At 60.7% G+C, this 17,368-nt stretch carries 15 protein-coding genes; 6 read left to right on the forward strand and 9 right to left on the reverse strand.

The window, feature by feature from the left end:
* Positions 1-28 precede the first annotated feature (28 nt).
* On the forward strand, positions 29-883 hold the full coding sequence (locus tag V5E97_RS14545; protein ID WP_406701159.1) for a deoxyribonuclease IV: 855 nt from the start codon (positions 29-31) through the stop codon (positions 881-883).
* Positions 884-924: 41 nt separating this feature from the next.
* Entirely contained in the window at positions 925-3,120 is a 2,196-nt protein-coding gene (gene ppk1 / locus V5E97_RS14550; protein ID WP_406700038.1) for a polyphosphate kinase 1, read from the forward strand.
* 73 nt (positions 3,121-3,193) lie between these two features.
* Here ppk1 and sixA read toward each other — a convergent pair whose 3' ends face one another.
* From sixA to V5E97_RS14585, 7 genes are all read right to left on the reverse strand, one after another.
* Positions 3,194-3,691: a phosphohistidine phosphatase SixA gene (gene sixA, locus V5E97_RS14555; protein WP_406700039.1), complete on the reverse strand. Its 498-nt coding sequence runs from the start codon at positions 3,689-3,691 to the stop codon at positions 3,194-3,196.
* Between the two features lie 51 nt (positions 3,692-3,742).
* A complete protein-coding gene (locus V5E97_RS14560) occupies positions 3,743-4,597 on the reverse strand; it encodes a dimethylarginine dimethylaminohydrolase family protein (RefSeq protein ID WP_406700040.1) in 855 nt (284 codons plus the stop codon).
* 104 nt (positions 4,598-4,701) lie between these two features.
* Complete coding sequence (locus tag V5E97_RS14565; RefSeq protein WP_406700041.1) at positions 4,702-5,949, reverse strand: ornithine cyclodeaminase, nickel-pincer nucleotide-dependent; 1,248 nt, start codon at positions 5,947-5,949, stop codon at positions 4,702-4,704.
* A gap of 377 nt (positions 5,950-6,326) precedes the next feature.
* Positions 6,327-7,760, reverse strand: a complete 1,434-nt coding sequence (locus V5E97_RS14570) for a sulfatase-like hydrolase/transferase (RefSeq protein ID WP_406700042.1) — start codon at positions 7,758-7,760, stop codon at positions 6,327-6,329.
* Between the two features lie 38 nt (positions 7,761-7,798).
* Entirely contained in the window at positions 7,799-8,524 is a 726-nt protein-coding gene (locus V5E97_RS14575) for a 3-keto-disaccharide hydrolase (RefSeq protein WP_406700043.1), read from the reverse strand.
* Between the two features lie 402 nt (positions 8,525-8,926).
* On the reverse strand, positions 8,927-9,880 hold the full coding sequence (locus V5E97_RS14580; RefSeq protein ID WP_406700044.1) for a HEAT repeat domain-containing protein: 954 nt from the start codon (positions 9,878-9,880) through the stop codon (positions 8,927-8,929).
* 485 nt (positions 9,881-10,365) lie between these two features.
* On the reverse strand, positions 10,366-11,376 hold the full coding sequence (locus V5E97_RS14585; RefSeq protein ID WP_406700045.1) for a DUF1573 domain-containing protein: 1,011 nt from the start codon (positions 11,374-11,376) through the stop codon (positions 10,366-10,368).
* 270 nt (positions 11,377-11,646) lie between these two features.
* Here V5E97_RS14585 and hslV point away from each other — a divergent pair, with 270 nt between their 5' ends.
* The 3 genes from hslV (at position 11,647) to V5E97_RS14600 (ending at position 14,149) form a co-directional block, all read left to right on the forward strand.
* The gene (hslV, locus tag V5E97_RS14590) at positions 11,647-12,189 is read left to right on the forward strand and encodes an ATP-dependent protease subunit HslV (RefSeq protein WP_406700046.1); all 543 of its coding nucleotides are present in this window, start codon (positions 11,647-11,649) and stop codon (positions 12,187-12,189) included.
* Entirely contained in the window at positions 12,177-13,532 is a 1,356-nt protein-coding gene (hslU, locus tag V5E97_RS14595; RefSeq protein WP_406700047.1) for an ATP-dependent protease ATPase subunit HslU, read from the forward strand. Before hslV ends, hslU begins: the two co-directional genes overlap by 13 nt.
* A 107-nt stretch (positions 13,533-13,639) precedes the next feature.
* The gene (locus V5E97_RS14600; RefSeq protein ID WP_406700048.1) at positions 13,640-14,149 is read left to right on the forward strand and encodes a hypothetical protein; all 510 of its coding nucleotides are present in this window, start codon (positions 13,640-13,642) and stop codon (positions 14,147-14,149) included.
* Between the two features lie 25 nt (positions 14,150-14,174).
* Here the strand turns inward: V5E97_RS14600 and V5E97_RS14605 are convergent, their stop codons facing one another.
* Complete coding sequence (locus tag V5E97_RS14605) at positions 14,175-15,485, reverse strand: BaiN/RdsA family NAD(P)/FAD-dependent oxidoreductase (protein ID WP_406700049.1); 1,311 nt, start codon at positions 15,483-15,485, stop codon at positions 14,175-14,177.
* An 84-nt stretch (positions 15,486-15,569) separates the two neighbouring features.
* On the opposite strand from V5E97_RS14605, the gene V5E97_RS14610 reads away from it, so the two are divergent.
* A complete protein-coding gene (locus tag V5E97_RS14610; RefSeq protein ID WP_406700050.1) occupies positions 15,570-16,070 on the forward strand; it encodes a low affinity iron permease family protein in 501 nt (166 codons plus the stop codon).
* On the opposite strand, the gene V5E97_RS14615 is transcribed toward V5E97_RS14610, so the two are convergent.
* Positions 16,052-17,362, reverse strand: coding sequence for an AAA family ATPase (locus V5E97_RS14615; RefSeq protein ID WP_406700051.1), 1,311 nt, complete (start codon positions 17,360-17,362; stop codon positions 16,052-16,054). The genes V5E97_RS14610 and V5E97_RS14615 overlap by 19 nt on opposite strands.
* Positions 17,363-17,368 lie beyond the last annotated feature (6 nt).

Consider the following 17,368-nt stretch of genomic DNA (forward strand, 5'->3'; position numbering starts at 1 on the left):
ATTGAAACCTGCCAGACTTGGCGCCCACATGTCGATCGCCGGTGGATGTGATCGAGCGGTGACGGCCGCGCACCGCTTCGGTTTTGATACAGTGCAGCTGTTCACGAAGAATAACAACCAATGGAAAGCCCCCACGTTGACGGACGCTCACGTCGAGGCGTTTCGAGCCGCGTTGAACGCAACCGGCGTTGGCACGCCGGTTGCTCACAATTCCTACTTGATTAACCTCGGCAGTCCTGATGACACGCTCTGGAACAAATCGATCGACGCGATGATCGTTGAGCTTGAGCGTTGTGAGGCGCTTGGCATTCTGGATCTCGTGGCCCACCCTGGTGCTCACGTTGGATCGGGAGAAGCGGAAGGGCTGAAACGGATCGCGACGGGGATCGATGAGGTCCATCGCCGGACCGAGGGATTCGCAGTCCGGATCGATCTGGAGACGACTGCGGGACAGGGCACCTGCCTCGGGCATCGATTCGAGCATCTCGGCACGATTCTCGGTCTGGTAAAAGATCCTGACCGACTTGGGGTTTGCGTCGATACCTGCCATATTTTTGCGGCGGGCTATTCTCTCGCGACCGCAGAAGAGTACGATGGGACAATGCATGATTTTGACCGGACGGTCGGTGTGGACCGCGTCCGGGTCTGGCATCTTAACGACAGCCGTCGTGAGCGAGGGAGCCGAGTCGATCGCCACGCTGGGATCGGCCTTGGTCATCTCGGTCTGGAACCGTTTCGTTTCGTCGTCACTGACCCTCGTTTCCGGGACATTCCCATGATCCTGGAGACGCCCAAGGGAACTGACGAACAGGGCGAGGAGTTCGATGCCGTGAACCTTCGCCTACTACGGCAACTCGAAACGCGATCGTCCCAGACGGCCTAATCGGTCGTCGCCGGTGCGAACGTGATGGAGCGCGGTCGGTCATGGCCCAACACCAACTCAACGGATCGGGCACGGCTCCGATCGCTCGGTCGTCTAATCCTCTCGATCCCACGCTCTTTATCAACCGCGAGTTGAGCTGGCTCGACTTCGACGAACGCGTGCTCGAGGAGGCACGCGATCCGTCGAATCCGCTCTTGGAGCGGCTCCGCTTCCTGGCGATCTGTGCCTCCAACCTCGATGAGTTTTTCGAGGTTCGCGTGGCCGGTCTCCAGGCTCAGCTTTACGACAACCTTGAGCCCCAGGACGCCCCGCCCGACGGGATGGGGCCGCTCTCGCAGTTGACCGAGATCTCGCGCCGGGCTCATGATTTCGTCGGTCGACAATACGAAATCTATCGGACCGAGATTCGTCCTCAACTCGTGGCTCATGGGATTCACGTCTGTGGACCCGATGAGCTCTCCGAGACCCAGACTGCCTTCCTCGATAAGTATTTCGACTGGCAGGTTTATCCGGTCCTGACCCCGCTGGCGATCGACCCTGCGCACCCGTTTCCGCATTTGCACAACAAAAGTTTGAATCTGATCCTGCGGATCGAGACGATCGGTCAGGATCCGCCTCGCCAGCTTTATGCGGTGCTTCAGGTGCCCTCGGTGTTGAACCGACTCGTGCCGCTTCCCGACGAGGGGGATGGTAAGCGCCGGTTCGTGCTGCTGGAGGACGTGATCGGACCGCGGCTCGACGCTCTGTTCGGTGGCTTCAAGGTGGCTGCCAGAGCGGCCTTCCGCGTTACTCGCAACAGCGATCTGACGATTCAGGAGACGGAGGTCAAGAGTAGCCTCCTGTCGACGATTCAGGAGACCTTGCGGCAACGGAAGTGGGGAGCCGCCGTTCGCCTGGAAATCTCGGATCGAGCCGACGAAGGTTTTCTCGCGCAGCTTCAGACAGCCCCCGCGCTCGACCTTGACGATCGCGACGTTTACAAGGTCTCGGGGCCTGTCGACCTGACCGCCCTGGTGGCGCTCTATAAGCTCGAAGGCTTTCGGGAACTAAAGGAGCCTGCGTTCGAGCCGCAGATTGTGGCGTCGTTGGCGAATCGGGCGAACGTCTTCGCCGCGATCCGCGAGCAGGACATTCTGGTCCATCATCCTTATGAGTCGTTTGGCTCGGTCGTCCAGTTCATCGAGCAAGCCTCGGAGGATCCGCAGGTCCTGGCGATCAAGCAGACGCTCTACCGGACCTCCGACGATAACCCGATTATCACCGCTCTGGCACGCGCGGCGGAGAACGGCAAGCAGGTCACAGCCCTCGTGGAGCTTCAAGCGCGACTGGACGAGGAGAACAACATCGTCAAGGCCCGTGCGCTCCAGAAGGCGGGCGTCCACGTCGTCTATGGGATGGTTGGGCTCAAGACCCACTGCAAGGCGGCCCTGGTCGTGCGCCGAGACCACGACGGGATCCGCCGTTACGTTCACCTGGGCACCGGCAACTACAACCCGACCACGGCCCGGTTCTACACCGACCTGAGCCTGTTCACCTGCCGGTCCGATTTCGGCGAAGATGCCAGCGCTCTGTTCAACCTGTTGACCGGCTACTCGCAGGGGCATGGTTGGCACAAGCTGATCGTCGCGCCGATGCACCTGGCCGATCGTATCATCGCTCTCATCGACCGTGAGCGGTCGAACGCCGAGAAAGGTCTGCCCGCGCGAATCATCGCCAAGATGAACTCACTCGTCGACCCGGGAGCCATCGAAGCGCTCTACGCCGCCTCAAAAGCGGGTGTCCGCATCGATCTCATCGTGCGCGGGATCTGCTGCCTCCGTCCCGGAATGCCCAAACTCTCCGAGAACATCCGCGTTATCAGCATTGTCGACAAATTCCTGGAACACTCGCGGATCGCCTATTTTCAGAACAACGACGCGCCCCAAGTCTTCCTCTCCTCAGCCGACTGGATGCCGCGTAACTTCCGCCGCCGGGTCGAGATCATGTTCCCAATCGAGGACCCTCGACTTCGAAACCGGATTGTCGATGGCATTCTCGGTGTGGCTCTGATGGATAACGTCAAAGCTCGAGTACTCCAGCCGGACGGGACGTATCGGCGGATCGCCCCCGCGGAGCCTGGAGAACCGGTCATCCGTTCCCAGGTCGAGTTTCAGAACATGGCCCGCGAACTCTCGAGTACCGACCCGATCCGTCCCACAACCCTGCTGGGAACCACTCAGGCCGGCGTCTTTCGATGAAAGACGCCCGCCCTGGAGAATGAACGTTTGGGATGACGGCGATGAGATCGCTTGCCCGCGACGCGAGGTTTTGTTAGCTGCCGCCGAGTTTACGGAGCAGCCGCGGGCGAGCGAGCCAATCGAGCGTCATGGGCGAGCTGATCGTTCCACTGAGCGCCGCGATTCCCGCTTTGCCGAGTTCAAAGGGCGATGTGGCGGGTCCCGCGGCGATCAGGAGGCTAATCAGATCAGAGAGGGTTGGATTGTGGCCCACCAGCATGATCCGCGCCTCCGCGCGGGTGCCTAACCACTCGTGGACCTTGGATGCCTGGGAACCGGCTCGAAGTACGTCGGCGAACTCCAGACATTCGCTGATCCCGAGGACATCCGCGACGATCTCCGCGGTTTTCCGCGCCCGTGGCAGTGGGCTTGAGAGGATCCGATCGACCTCAAAGTCGAGCCGATTTAGCCCCTTAGCCACCTGTTTGACGCGTTTCTCTCCTGCGGGCGTCAAGGGGCGATCGTCATCGGCAAAGCCCGGATCACCATGGTCAACGGCCTGTCCGTGCCTGAGGAGATAGAGTTGGTTCATCGCGGTCGGCCATCCCAAATTAAGAGAGTGACGGGGCGTGCCCTTCGATCCTCAAGCGGCGCTCCCTGCCACCTCAGGGACGAACCGCCAGGCCGCGGCTTCTTCACCGTCGAGCCGTAACGTCAGGCACTTGGCACTTCCTCCCGCCTTGATAAACTCGGTGAAGGGGAGCGGCCGGACTTCGTATCCCGAGGCTTGCAAGACTTGCGCCAGTTTCGGCGCCCCATCGTTAAGAAGGATCGTCCGTCCCACCACGACCGCATTACAACTGAAGGAAACGGCTTCATCGGCCGAGACGGCGATCAGATGGGGGATGCGGCCCTCGAGCACCGATCGGCCATAGTTGTCGAACGCGCCCGGATAATAGATCGCCGTTTCCAGGTCGATGGGGCAGAAGCAAGTATCGAGGTGGTAAAACCGTGGGTCTACCAGTTCGAGCGGCAACGCCTCGACGTTGAGTTGTTGACCGATCCAGAGGTGGCTCTTCGCGTCGCTCCGAAACCGATAACCGCCGTATAAGGTCTCACCGAGGAAGAGAGCATCCCCGGCGCCTTCGAAGTGATGGTCGGGGGGGAGCGTGACGACCTCGAACCCATGCTCGCGCGCCCAACGATCAAAGTAGGGGGTCTCTCCCTGGCGGACACCATGCCGGAATTGCGAACTGACGAAGGTTCGGTGGTGGATCAGGCCTGCGTTCGCGGTGAATACGAGGTCGGGCAAGCCAGGCACCGGCGCGAGCCGCTCGACCGTTGCTCCCAGGTCAAGCAAGGCGTCGTGCAAGGCCCACCACTGGCGATGTGCCCAGGTGGGATTGGTTCCGATCGCGCGGTTCATCCACGGGTTGATTTCGTATTCGATCCCGTAGTGGTCGGGGGGACACATTAAAAAGTGAGGAGCGGAGGACATGAAGGAGCCTCCCTTCATCTTGAAGGTGAAGATGATCACACTGAGGACCCCACGCGCGACTCGAATGGTGTTCGTCGCGCGGGGGCTTCGGGCCACCAAACTCGTTACGCGAGTTCGGCGACCAGGCTGCGAAAGAAGGGTTCGACATCGGTCACCAGACCGATCGTTTGAAAGGTTCCTCGGTCGCTGAGCTTGGTCACGGTCGCCGGATTGATATCGACGCAGACGACTTTGACCCAGGCCGGCAAGAGGTTCCCGGTCGCGATCGAGTGCAGGGCGGTCGCAATCAAGAGGGCGAAGCCAACTCCGTGGATCGCTTCGCGCATTTTCGCCTGAGCCTGTAAGGTATTCGTGATCACTTCGGGCAAGGGCCCGTCGTCACGAATCGAACCGGCAAGGACGACATCGACACCCGCCTTGACGCACTCGAACATGATCCCTGACTTTAATACGCCCGAAGCGACCGCTTTGTTTATGCCTCCCAGCCGCCGAATCGTATTGATGGCGCGCAAGTGATGCTCGTGACCATGCTCGAGGGCCTCCCCTTTGGAGATCGATACCCCCAGGCTCGTGCCGTAGAGCGCCTGCTCGATGTCGTGGGTGGCCAAGGCGTTACCGGCGAATAAGGTCTGGATCCAGCCGTCACGAATTAACTGTGCGACGTGGCCGGACGATCCCGTGTGAACGATGGCGGGGCCGCCCACCAACAGCACTTTTTTTCCCTCGGCGCGGGTTTCTCGGATCGAATCGGCCACCCCTTTAAAGCTGATCGCCTTGGGCTTCTCGCTCGAGACGTTCGACCCCATGAAGCCGAAAAGGTTGGCGCCGCGAGGTCGTTCCGTGGGGACGACGCGTACCCCTTCGTGACCGACGACGATCGGCAAACCAGGCGTAACATCGGTCATCGCCACGCAGCGGGCGGACTCACCACCGGGATCGACGGCGATGCCGCAATCCATTTCCTGGTCGGCGACGTCGATCCAACGGCCCCCGAGCCGGACCTGAGTACGCTGATTGGTCGTGCTGTAGAAATCGTCAGGAAAGGCCCCCGGAATATCGGCGGGGACGACGCGCGCGTCTTCGGGATGAACGGCCGAAGCGCCATGTTCGACGAGGTCGCCAAGAATCTCGTCGAGCTTCTCCGTGCTCGCCGCCTTGATCGTGATTCGCGCATAGCTGGGATCGATCCGCCGCGCGCCGATCGTGCATTCGAGGATCTCGAAGCTCCCTCCCATCTGCAGGATGCGGTCGAGGATCTTGGGCAAGAGGAGTGAGTCAATGATGTGGCCGCGGACTTCCACGTCCTCGCCCACCAGATCGTCTGTCGCACTCTGCCGTTCGTCGCTCGCCATGGCGGGTCTAATCCTTTCGCAATGGGTCTCGCGGCGTTCGATACCTCCACCTTCGTCATTGTACGCCAACGATCCATTGGCGACCAAATCACGCAAACTCGCCAGTTGTGCCGCTCTATCAGTTGAGTATCGGCGAAGCCAATTGCGAGGCATGCGTCAACTTCCGCCAGATCCTTGGTCCCCCACTTCTTCATTCGTTGTGGGACTACAATTTCCCTTGCGAACGAGATCGGTGGAGTGAGGACAGAACCGTTGGCGCCGCTCTTCCCGGTTGACTTGCGGCTGAGACGAAGAACGTGAAAGCGGCCCGGCTGCACGCGTCCTGCTATGCAGTTGCCGGGCCGTTGGGTGTGATCGGGTCGCGAACGGAAGGCGGCTCAACGGGTCTCTTGAAGGATCGTGTCGAGCTTTGTCTTCAACTGTTTAAGAGTGGCTTGCGCGGCAGGATCGGAGATGCGGTTGGTCAGTTCGTAAGGGTCGGCTTCGAGGTCGTACAACTCATCGGCGTGGGACAGTTCCCGATACCGGATGTACTTCCACCGAGGATCACGGACTGCTTGATAGCCCAGGTTGGCCATGCGTGGAAAGACTTTGTCGGAGGTATGCTCGATCAGGAATGCGTCGTGCAAGCGGACGTTTTCGCCACGGAGGAGCGGAACGAACGACGTTCCATGAATCTCGACCGGCGGCGCCAGGCCGCCGAGTTCGAGCAGGGTGGGGGCCAGGTCAATCGTCAGAATGGTCTGGTCAACCTTCAGCCCGGCCTTGACCAGTGGCGGATAGCGAACGAGGAGCGGGATCCGGATGGCTTCCTCATAGGCCAGGCGGCGCTCGACGCTCAGGCCGTGCTCGCCGTAGAAGTAGCCGTGGTCGCTCATCACGACGAGGATCGTCTTGTCGAGTTGTCCGGTAGATTCCAGGGTCTTGAGAATCTGGCCAACCCCTTCGTCGATGGACGCAAGCATGCGCTGGCGGTCGCGGACGGTTTCGTCGCTGGTGCCCGTTGCAACAGAGAGGGGAGGTACCCCTGGGACTTCGCGTTTCAGGGCGGGCTTACCTTCGAGCGTGTCGTTGACGTTGGGCCGGCGAGGGACCGGATCGGTTGCGTACAGGGTTTTGTGCCGCTCGGCCGGGATGAATTGGCTCGCATTGGGGTCAGACAGCGTTCCGTCCGCGGCCTGCGCCGTTTCGGGGTGGAGTCCTTTCTGCGCCATGAAGAGCACGAACGGTTTCGACGCCGACCCGGCGTGCGCCAGAAACTTCTGAGCCTGGGCGTTCAGCAAGTCGGTGACATACCCCTTGAGTTGGCTGGTCTGGCCGTCAATGTCGATCTCGGGGTCGTAGCTGGTTCCCTGACCCTTCAGGCAGGCCCAGTAATCGAACCCGGGTCTCCGCGAGTTATCGTTGCCCATGTGCCACTTGCCCACAAACGCGGTCTCGTAGCCGGCGTCATGCAGTCGTCGCGGAAAGGTGACGAGTCGGTGGCTCTGGGCATCGCGGGCGGTGTTGTCGACGATCCCATTCTTATGAGGATAGAGCCCTGTCAGAATGCTGGCCCGGCTGGGCGAGCAGAGTGGGGTTGTGGCAAAGGCGTTGCGGAAGGTGGCCCCTTCCGCCGCGATCCGATCGATGTTGGGGGTTCGCGCGAACGGATGTCCGGTGCAGCCCAACTCGTCCCAACGGAGGTCGTCCACGACGACGACGACCACATTCGGCCGCTTCGGATCCGGCGCGGCCGTCGCCGGCGTGAGCCAGGTCATCAAGACGGCGACCAGGGTCGCCGTCGCCAAACTCCAGGGTTTAAGCATCATTTAAGGGGCTCCGAGCCAGAATATGATGTTGTTCTCGCTCAAGGAGCCGCGTTAAGCGCGTTCAGGGATTTGACGCGGATGTTGCGGTACCGAACTGTATTGCCATCCTTCCAGATCGTCAGGTTGGGGACGTTTGGGTGCACTTGGAGCGCGATCCGGCCCTGGGTCGGGGCGCCTTTCGTCGACTTGTCGGTATGCTGAAAGTCGGTCACGAGGATGTCATTGAGCCAGAACCGGATGCGTGCCGGCTCACCTTCCACGCGCAGTCGCACCTTGTTCCACTCACCCTGCTTGAAGGCTTTTTCGCCTTCGGGGTTGGCATGGACCCGGCCCTGGGCCCACGGGATGTAGATGGAGCCGAACTGACCCTTCGGTCGGTTATCCAGAGTGATCTGCTGACTCTTGCCGTCATCGGCCATTCGGATAAAGAGACCGCTGTCGGTCGGGTAGTCCATCTGGAGGTCGAGCAGGAGGTCGAAGTCTTTATAAACACCGTCGGTCATCAAAAATCCGCCGCTATGTTCCGGCCCCTGGTCGCCGACCAGGAGACCGTCGCGGACGAAGAATGTGCAGCCGACATGCGGCTTGGGCGTCTGGGTCTGATGACTCCACCCGGCAAGGCTCTTGCCGTCGAAAAGCGAGGTGAAGCCTGCCTCGGTTTCGGGGGCCTCGTCGCCCCTTGCCATGGCTGGGGTGACCAGCGAGATTGCCGGCAGGAGCAGGGCCAACAGAGCGGCGAGCGGGGTGGCACGATTTGAGAACACAGGCAAGAATCTCCGGTCGGTGGGGAGGTCGGATCGAACTCTGACACCTTTTACCAAGGAAGTCCTGCTGAAGAAACAGACTACGAGTCCTGGCTCTGGACCAACAAGATCGTGCCCGAAGCATTCACAGAAATTGTCGATGTTTTTCTGGAACTGTTCGCCCAAATCGACGCTCAGCGCCGGACGAAGCCCTCACGGGAGAATCTACCGAAGTGAAGTGCACTCGGGTTCGGGAAACCGCTTCCCAATCTTTCGTGGGATGAAGCTCTCCGGCGGCCGGAATACCGACGGAAAGCCTTTCGACTTGAGCCAAGTCGTCGCTCACGCTGAGCTTGAAGCAACAGATATTTGAAAGTGCTTGGAAATTTTGAGAAATTAATCGAGCAATTTATTCGCAAATCTCTAGTTGTTCAGAAAAAAATTATTGGGTGGTTCATTGCCCTGGATGTTTCTCAATGCTTCAATGGCCGCGGAGCGAACGATGAGGTCGTAGGGTTCAGCGGCACGGCTTTCCAAGCGAGAGGACTCCCGGGATAGAGGCGGGTGTTCTGCTCGCGGGATTTGCTTGAGGTCGCTTGCCAGGATGAGGGCCGGGATGGCCGCGTGAGCGGCAGGGCCGATCGTGCCGAGTTCGATGGCCGCGGCGCGACGAAGCGGGAGGAATGAGTCCTTCAACAATTCGGTGAGGGCCGGGACAGCGATGTCGGGGTCTTGAGTGATGTCCCAGAGCGCGACGGCCGCATGGAGCCGGTCGTATCCCTTCGCCGACTTCGCCATTTCGGTGAGGGCGAGAACTGCTGGTCTCGCCCTGTGACCGATCCTCCCGAGGGCCTGAGCGGCTTCGTTGCCGAGGATCTTGTCGGACAAGGTGTCAGTGAGAGCCGGCACGGCCGCCGCGCCGCGGGGACCCATTTCTTGGAACGCCTTGATCGCCAGGTCGCGGACCCTGGGGTTTTCGTCCTTGAGTGCGAGGATCAGGGTCGCGACGACCTTCTCGTCCACCGGTCCAATCCTGCCGAACGCCCCCGTCGCGGAAATTCGAAGTTGTGGATCGGCGTAGGCTTCGATCAAGACAGGGACAACTAACCTTGAGTCGGCCTGGAGCCCGCCCAGGTATCCCACGGCCCCCTCACGGATGGAGATGTCGTTGTCCTTGAGCAGGGGGATGAGTTTCGCCGCCGCGGCGTCGCCCTGCCCACTTCGGTTGACCGCGGTAAGCGGTCCTTCGGTGACGTAATGCTCCAGAGATCCTGCCGAAACCGGCGTGCGAACGTCATTTACGAGTCGGGTGACAGGATCGACGCAACCCGCAGTCGAGCCGGCCGCGATGAGCACTACCCACAGCAACTTGCGCATTTGATCAGTCGCCTTTCGTTCTATCTCCAGGCATCTCTACAATGGGAGCCGCTGATCCTTGAGCAAGTCCTCCATGCACCAACACCTGAACCTAAATTGCCAAGAATGATTATACGAGTGATAACATAATAGGATACCTCAAAAAAAAGGGAAAATTCGAGACTGTCGCCACGTTACCGGGGGGCTCTTCGTCCGTCGGAAGACAGGGAGCGTTCGCGCCCTGTCTTCTCTTTCCGGTTTTTCCGCTGGGTGCACCTCGATCGCGAACCGCTCTAACGGCCTCGAGAAAGCTTGTTGTGAACTGTAGTTCACTCTTGGGGTTGAACGTCATACCGGCCAATGAGCAGGCGCGGGCGCAGGTCAGCGTGCTGGCCGAAATGGTGCAAGAGGTGACCGCAACAGTTCGAAATACGCAAGTCGTCGATCACTTATGATAGCGATCGACGACCTGAGGCTTTGTTTTGTGATTGGCAAACCGATCGTCGTCAGGGGTCGATGTGCAGCGTGGCGGTGACATCCAGCGGCCCTTCGCCGGGGAGGTCGGTCTTGACCCGGAAGATGTGGCGAAGGTCGCCGCGCGTCTTGCCTTCCTCGGGCTTGTAGTTGAAGGTCACGACGTGAACGGGCTTGCGCTCTTTGGGAATCGGACCGAGCTGGAAACCATCCCCTGCGCCTTCGATCTCAACGATGGAGAAGGGCTTCGAGGACATGACGAGGAACCGGCCTTGCCCACCGGAGGGCGAATGGACGGTGCCCAGCGGGACCACACTCGGCCTGGCCGTCAGGTCGCCCCGGACCAGGGCGGTCACCAGGATCGGAATGTTGGCGGTCTCCTTGTCGTTGGTCAGGAGTCGGATCTCATCGCGGACGACTCCCGGCGCCGCATCCGGCTTGAGGGAGACGGTGAGAGCATAAGAGACCGTCGACTCATGGCGGGCAGTCTCGGTGAGCGTCGCGTTCAAGACGCGGCTCGCCGAAATCATTCGTTCCACCCGCCAGTTCGCCGAACCGATCCGATCGAGCGTGAGCGTCTGCGATGGGGTCTGCCCTCGCGCCACCGAACCGAAGTCGATCGAGCCCGGATTCAAGACGACGTCGCTGAGGATCAACGACGAGACCGCCAGGCTCACCTCGGCCTCGCCCCGGCTGGCCGAGATCAGGGACACGAAGAGGGTCGTTGCTTTGAGCCCGACGAAGTTCCTCGTGTCCATCTCGGCTTCGATGACCGCCGATTGGCCGGGTTGGACCAGGGAGGTGCTTGCCTTGCCGCTCGTACAGCCGCACGAGGCCCGCACGTTGGCGATCGTGACCGCTTCGTTGAGGCGATTGGTCATCAGGAAATTGTGGCGAACTTTTCCGCCGCGAGGCACCGGTCCGAAGTCATGCCCTTGCTCAGCGAAGAGAGGATCCGCCCAGGTCGCCGCACTCGCCGGAATCGCTGTCACCCCAATCAGAATGACCGCTTTGAGTGCGGTCTTGATCCACTGATGGTGCATCGTGGCCTCCTGCCTGCCTCGTCTTAGCGGAGCGGGCGTCTCACTCCCAAAAAACCCCAAATAAGTTATCGTCACGTTTTTCCGCGGGATTGAATATTCCGGCATATCCGGCATCGGCCCCACGTCCCAAGCCACTCCCTATTTACTCGTTTCCACCGTGTTGCGAGCGGTTCAAGCCCCATCGTCGCCTGGCAATGGCTCCGAGGTGGCTGTATGCTCAGGAGTATGAAACGAAGTGACCCAGGTTCCAAGCAGGGAGGATCACCAATTTTGGACTGGCATGCCACAACGATCCTTTCCGTCCGGCGCGGGGACCGGGTGGCCTTGGGAGGCGATGGGCAAGTGACGCTCGGCACGACCGTCATGAAGGCCGATGCCGTCAAGGTGCGCAAGCTGCTGGAGGGACAAGTCCTCACCGGCTTCGCCGGCAGCGCCGCGGACGGATTCGCGTTGCTCGAGCGGTTTGAATCGAAGCTTCGCGACTACCCGAACAATATTCCTCGGGCAGCGACCGAACTGGCCAAGCTCTGGCGGACCGACCGCATGCTCAGACGCCTCGAAGCCGTGCTGATCGTCGTCGATGCACGCCACAGCCTGCTGCTGAGCGGTTCGGGCGACGTCATCCAGCCCAGCGACGGCATCCTGGCCACCGGCTCCGGGGGACCCTATGCCCTGGCCGCGGCGCGGGCCTTGTCCGCTCACTCCGGGCTGTCCGCCACGGAGATCGTTCGAGAATCGCTCCAGATTGCCGCCGGCATCGATATTTATACGAACGGTCATTTGACGGTGGAGGAACTGAAGTGCGCGACCTGACCCCTCGGGAAATCGTGGCCGAACTCGACCATGACATCGTCGGGCAGGCCGATGCCAAGCGAGCCGTGGCGATTGCCTTGCGGAATCGCTGGCGGCGCCGTCAGCTTTCCGAAGAGCTGCGCGCCCAGGTCACCCCCAAGAACATCCTCTTAATCGGTCCGACCGGGGTGGGCAAGACCGAGATCGCTCGCCGCCTGGCCAAGCTCGTCGGTGCTCCCTTCGTGAAGGTGGAAGCGACCAAGTACACGGAGGTGGGCTACTACGGTCGCGATGTTGAGAGCCTGGTGCGTGATCTGGTCGAGGCGGCCGTGACCCTCGTTCGCGGTGCCGAGCGCGAGCGGGTCAGCGAGCAAGCCACTGTCCGTGCCGATCAGCGCTTGCTCGACCTGCTTCTCCCCGCCCCACCGCATCAGTGGAACGACCCGGATACGCCGGAGGCCGCCGAGGCCGCCGAGCGTCGGCAGCGCTCGCGAGAGAAGATGAAAACGCGGCTCGAGGCGCGAGAAATCGAGGACCGCGAAGTCGAGATCACATTGCCGGGCCGGGCCGCGGCGCCGGTCTCGATTCTCGGCGCAGGCAACATGGAACAGATGGAAATGGATCTGCAGGGCATGTTCGAGAAGATCATGCCCAAGTCCTCGCAGACCCGAACCATGACCGTCGCCGAGGCTCGGCCCATCCTGATCGCCCAGGAAATCGACGCCCTGATCGATCCTGACAAGGTAAGCCAGGCCGCTGTGCACCTCGCCGAGGAGTCAGGGATCGTCTTCCTTGACGAGATCGACAAGATCGCCGGCGATGAAGGGGGGGGCCGCGGCCCCGATGTCTCGCGTCAAGGTGTTCAGCGCGACCTCTTGCCCATTGTCGAGGGGACCACGGTCACCACCAAATACGGGCCGATCAAGACCGATCACGTCCTCTTCCTGGCGGCCGGAGCCTTCCACCGGAGCAAGCCCTCCGACCTGATGCCCGAACTCCAAGGCCGGTTCCCCATCCGCGTCGAGTTGCAGGACCTGACCCGTGATGATTTTGCCCGCATCCTCCGCGAACCTCGTGCCTCGTTGATTCGCCAGTACCAGGCCCTACTGGCCACCGAGGGAATCGAGCTCGAGTTCACCCCCGACGCGATCGATGCCATGGCCAACCTGGCTCACCAGGTGAACCAGTCGACTCAGAACATCGGTGCCAGACGTTTGCATACGATTCTTGAACGCGTCGTCGAAGAGCTCAGCTTCGACGCCTCGGATCGGACCGATAAAAAAGTCGTGATCGACGCCGCGCACGTCCTCGACCGCCTTGAGGAACTGGCCAAGGACGAAGATCTCAGTCGGTTTATCTTGTAGAAGTGCCCGCGAAACCAGGCGGGGAACCTGGTTCCGAACGCGCTGATGGTCGCCTCGTCTGTCCAGGACGAGGCGACCTTTTTTTGCCAAGACTCGAGTCGAAACGAATGTCCAAGCCCGAACTATCGCTCCTCAATGTCTTTGAGGTGAGTACCGATGGTGTTCATCATCATCTGATCTGTTTCCTCGACGTCCTTCTCGCGGGGAGCCGGGGGATCGACTCGCGCTCGGTCATCGGTGAATTCACTCCCTCGGACGGGGGAGCATTTGATCTCGAAACATTCCAGGTGAATCCCAACTTTATTGAAGTATTCGTTCAGTATATGAACGAGTGCGCCATCAACTCCCCTGAAATCATCCGGGAGGCGTCGAGCCGGTCGAGTGACTGGCTCTATCTCCTCGACCCGCGAACCCCCGGCGAGTTTAGCAACGACCCGCTGGCGAGCGACCTGGTCGGCTGCTTTGCCGTCGATGACACCGGGCAAATCGTCCCACGCTCGTTCCAGTATAACCGGGAGCATCGCTGGTTCGACCCGGTCCGTGGAGTGTCCGGGGTGCTCTCGGATCGCACTTTCTATCGATGGGTGCACCCGTTGACCGATCGCAAAGGCGGGTAATCGATCGCTGCGTTCCGGTTGCTTCTCAGACGGAACTCCCCGCGAGCCAACCCGTGCTCCAGGCCGCCTGAAAATTGTAGCCGCCGATCAGGCCGTCGAGGTCGAGGACCTCGCCCGCGAAGTGGAGCCCGGGACAGAGCTTGCTTTCAAGGGTATCAGCTTCGACTTCGTCCAGAGCGACACCGCCGGAGGTGACCTCGGCCTTGGCGAATCCGAGAGTCCCCGCAACGGGTAAACGCAGGCCCTTCAAACCCGTCAGCAAGCGGTTCCGTTCCTCACGCGACAAGTCGGGACCCACCCTGTCCGGGGCAATCCCCGTCACATTGAGAAGGGACTCGGCCAGTCGGCGTGGAATCGCAGGCGGCAGGAGTCCGACCACCTGGCGTCGTCCCGCGCGACAGGCTGACTGGAGCTGCTGGTCGAGGACCTCACGTTTTTCAGAAGGAAGGAAATCGAGAACGAGGTCGAGGATCTCTGGCCCTTGATGCCGTGCGACGGCGCGGCTCACATCAAGGATCGCCGGCCCTGTCAGGCCGAAATGGGCAAAGAGGACCGCCTCTCTGCGTTCAAGCAGAACCGGTCCTGTTGGCCCCTGGATTCTTGCGAGCGCATCGGGAATCGTGATCCCTTTCAATTCCGGGACCCAGCGATCGACCACCCGGATCGGGACCAGCGCCGGCTTCGGTTCGACGATCGTATGGCCAAATCGACGCGCGATGGCATAGCCATCACCGGTCGTACCGCAGCCTGGAAACGACTGCCCGCCAACCGCCAGGATCACCCGACGCGCGGTGACGGTCGAATCGGCGAGACGAATGGCAAACCCTTGACCGTTGGACTCGACCTCGAGCGCGGGACTGTCACAGCGCACCACGGCCGACGATCGTCCGAGTCGTTGCAGTAAGGCGTGCAAGACGTCGGTCGCCCGATCGGAGACCGGGAAGACCTTTCCATTTCCCTCGACCTTGGTGGCGACTCCCTCGTCCTCAAAGAGAGCAATCGTCCGCTCGACATTCAAGGCTCGGAGCGCGGGACCGAGAAATCGTCCCCCCGCTCCAAAGGCCTGCTGAATGCTCTGCGCGCCACGTGCCTCATTGGGATTGTAGGCCGGGTCAATCGGTCCGGAGATCACCCGCAGGTTTCTCACGCCTCGAGCATTGGTGATGTTGCAGCGAGTGCCTCCCGACATCAGGATCTTCACACCAGGGCGGCGCGTCTTCTCGAGCAGGAGAACCCGGCGACCCTGTTCGGCCGCGCGAATCGCGGCGACCAAGCCGGCGGCCCCGGCGCCGAGAATGACGGCGTCCACGTCAAAAGTAGCGGAGTCTTCGTTCATTTGGCATCCTATTTGCCTCAAGTCGAGGAATCCCCCCCCGCTTCACTCAATCCTCAGTACACCTGGAACATTGAGGTCGTGTTGATGAGACACAGCGAGGGGCAAGTCCTTGTGTCCAATCCACCGATTCCGATCACCCGCCGCGACCTGTTTACGCGAGTGTCGGACTGGACGATCCGGATCACTGGGGGCAGGTGGGGATTCCTGACCGCGTTAGGGGTCGTCATTGTATGGGCGGTGGCTGGCCCATTCTTCCATTATTCCGAAAACTGGCAGCTCGTCATCAATACCGGCACAACGATCGTGACTTTTTTGATGGTCTTCCTGATTCAAGGGGCCCAGAATCGCGAGTCAAAGGCGATTCACTTGAAGCTCGATGAACTGATCATGGGCGTCAATCATGCGAGAAACGAACTCGTCGATATCGAGAGGCTGACCGACCAGCAGCTCGATGCGCTCTCGGACCGATATCGCAAAGTAGCGCAGCAGTATCAGCACAAGTTGACGGAATGTTTTCCGGGCGATGGGTGTGAGGAGTTGGCCGCCGGCGAGAACAACAAGGCGGCTCACATCACCGTGAAGTAGTTGTTGGCCGCGAAATCGAAATAGCGTGGCTTCATCTCGAGCGGGAGGTTGTTGTAGACGCAATAGTTGCGAACCTGGAGCAGAAGGTCGCGAGGCTGGCAGGATCGAAAGGGGCGATCCTCCCTTTGATAGTGCCGCTTGATCAGATAATCGAGCGCTGCCTCATCGACTTCGGGAAAGCCGAGCTTGGTCGCGAACATCGCGAACAACTCGCGAAAGGTCGCCTCGTCGGGATCTTGGGCGTGAATCTTGTAGGGAATCCGCCTCATGAACGCCTCATCCACGAGCTGTCGCGGTTCGAGGTTCGTCGAGAAGAGGATGAGCTGATCGAACGGGACACGGATCTGCTTTCCGTTGCAGAGAGACAGGAAGTCGTATCGCTTCTCGAGGGGGACGGTCCAACGGTTCAAGAGCTCAATCGGAGCGATGCGTTGACGGCCGAAGTCGTCGATCAAGAGGGTGCCGTTGTTGCTCTTGAGTTGGAGGGGTGCTTCACTCACCTTGGTGGCCGGATCGAAATGGATCTCGAGGTCTTCCATGCGGAGCTCGCCGCCCGCGATCAGTGTGGGCCGCTTGATCTCGACCCAGCGGTGATCGAAATCGTCGTGACGGAGCAGGCCGGAGCGCTGGGCTTCGACCGGCTCGTGGGCCGAGAGGTCGAAGAGCTTGATCAACTGGCCGCTCACTTCGATGACCTTGGGGATCCAGATGGTCGATCCGAAGCAGCGAGTGATCCGTTCCGCGATGCTCGTTTTGCCGTTGCCGGGATATCCGTAAAGGAACAAGCCACGCCCGGAGTTGATCGCGGGACCGAGCACCTCGAACATCTCCTCCGAAATCAGGAGGTCGGCAAAGGCGCGACGCAAGTCTTCCTTCTTGGGTTGTTCGAAGGTGATTGACTGGGCGGCCACCGCGTTCACATAGTCATCAAAGGGGACCGGGGCCGTGCCGATGTAGGTGCATTCATTGAAGTAAAGTTGAGCGCGGGCTCGTCCCGCCTCGGTCAACGAGTACAGATAGTCATTGGCCGTCGCGGAGTCGGTATACGTGACGATCTGCTGGTTCTTGAGCAGACGGAGGAATTCCGGGAAGGGCCCGAAGGGGAGGCCGAGTTCCTCGGCGGTGCGTCGGCCGGAGGCGATGCCTTGGCTCAAGAGAAACTTGAGGACCAGGCTTTCCACCTGAGTATGATTGAGCCCAGCTTCCTCGAAATCCGCGGGGGGCTGCGGGCGGAATGGCCCCCTTGATCTTGCACTCAAGGGAGGCGGGAAGTTCAAGAGGGCTTCGCTCACGTTGGG

It is taken from the genome of Singulisphaera photorubra, assembly GCF_045290345.1.
GTDB lineage: Bacteria > Planctomycetota > Planctomycetia > Isosphaerales > Isosphaeraceae > Singulisphaera.

Coding starts and splice junctions, on each gene's coding strand:
- V5E97_RS14545 (WP_406701159.1), top strand. CDS start 29: ATGTCGATCGCCGGTGGATGTGATCGAGCGGTGACGGCCGCGCACCGC.
- ppk1 (WP_406700038.1), top strand. CDS start 925: ATGGCCCAACACCAACTCAACGGATCGGGCACGGCTCCGATCGCTCGG.
- sixA (WP_406700039.1), bottom strand. CDS start 3,691: ATGAACCAACTCTATCTCCTCAGGCACGGACAGGCCGTTGACCATGGT.
- V5E97_RS14560 (WP_406700040.1), bottom strand. CDS start 4,597: ATGTCCTCCGCTCCTCACTTTTTAATGTGTCCCCCCGACCACTACGGG.
- V5E97_RS14565 (WP_406700041.1), bottom strand. CDS start 5,949: ATGGCGAGCGACGAACGGCAGAGTGCGACAGACGATCTGGTGGGCGAG.
- V5E97_RS14570 (WP_406700042.1), bottom strand. CDS start 7,760: ATGATGCTTAAACCCTGGAGTTTGGCGACGGCGACCCTGGTCGCCGTC.
- V5E97_RS14580 (WP_406700044.1), bottom strand. CDS start 9,880: ATGCGCAAGTTGCTGTGGGTAGTGCTCATCGCGGCCGGCTCGACTGCG.
- V5E97_RS14585 (WP_406700045.1), bottom strand. CDS start 11,376: ATGCACCATCAGTGGATCAAGACCGCACTCAAAGCGGTCATTCTGATT.
- V5E97_RS14600 (WP_406700048.1), top strand. CDS start 13,640: ATGTCCAAGCCCGAACTATCGCTCCTCAATGTCTTTGAGGTGAGTACC.
- V5E97_RS14605 (WP_406700049.1), bottom strand. CDS start 15,485: ATGAACGAAGACTCCGCTACTTTTGACGTGGACGCCGTCATTCTCGGC.
- V5E97_RS14610 (WP_406700050.1), top strand. CDS start 15,570: ATGAGACACAGCGAGGGGCAAGTCCTTGTGTCCAATCCACCGATTCCG.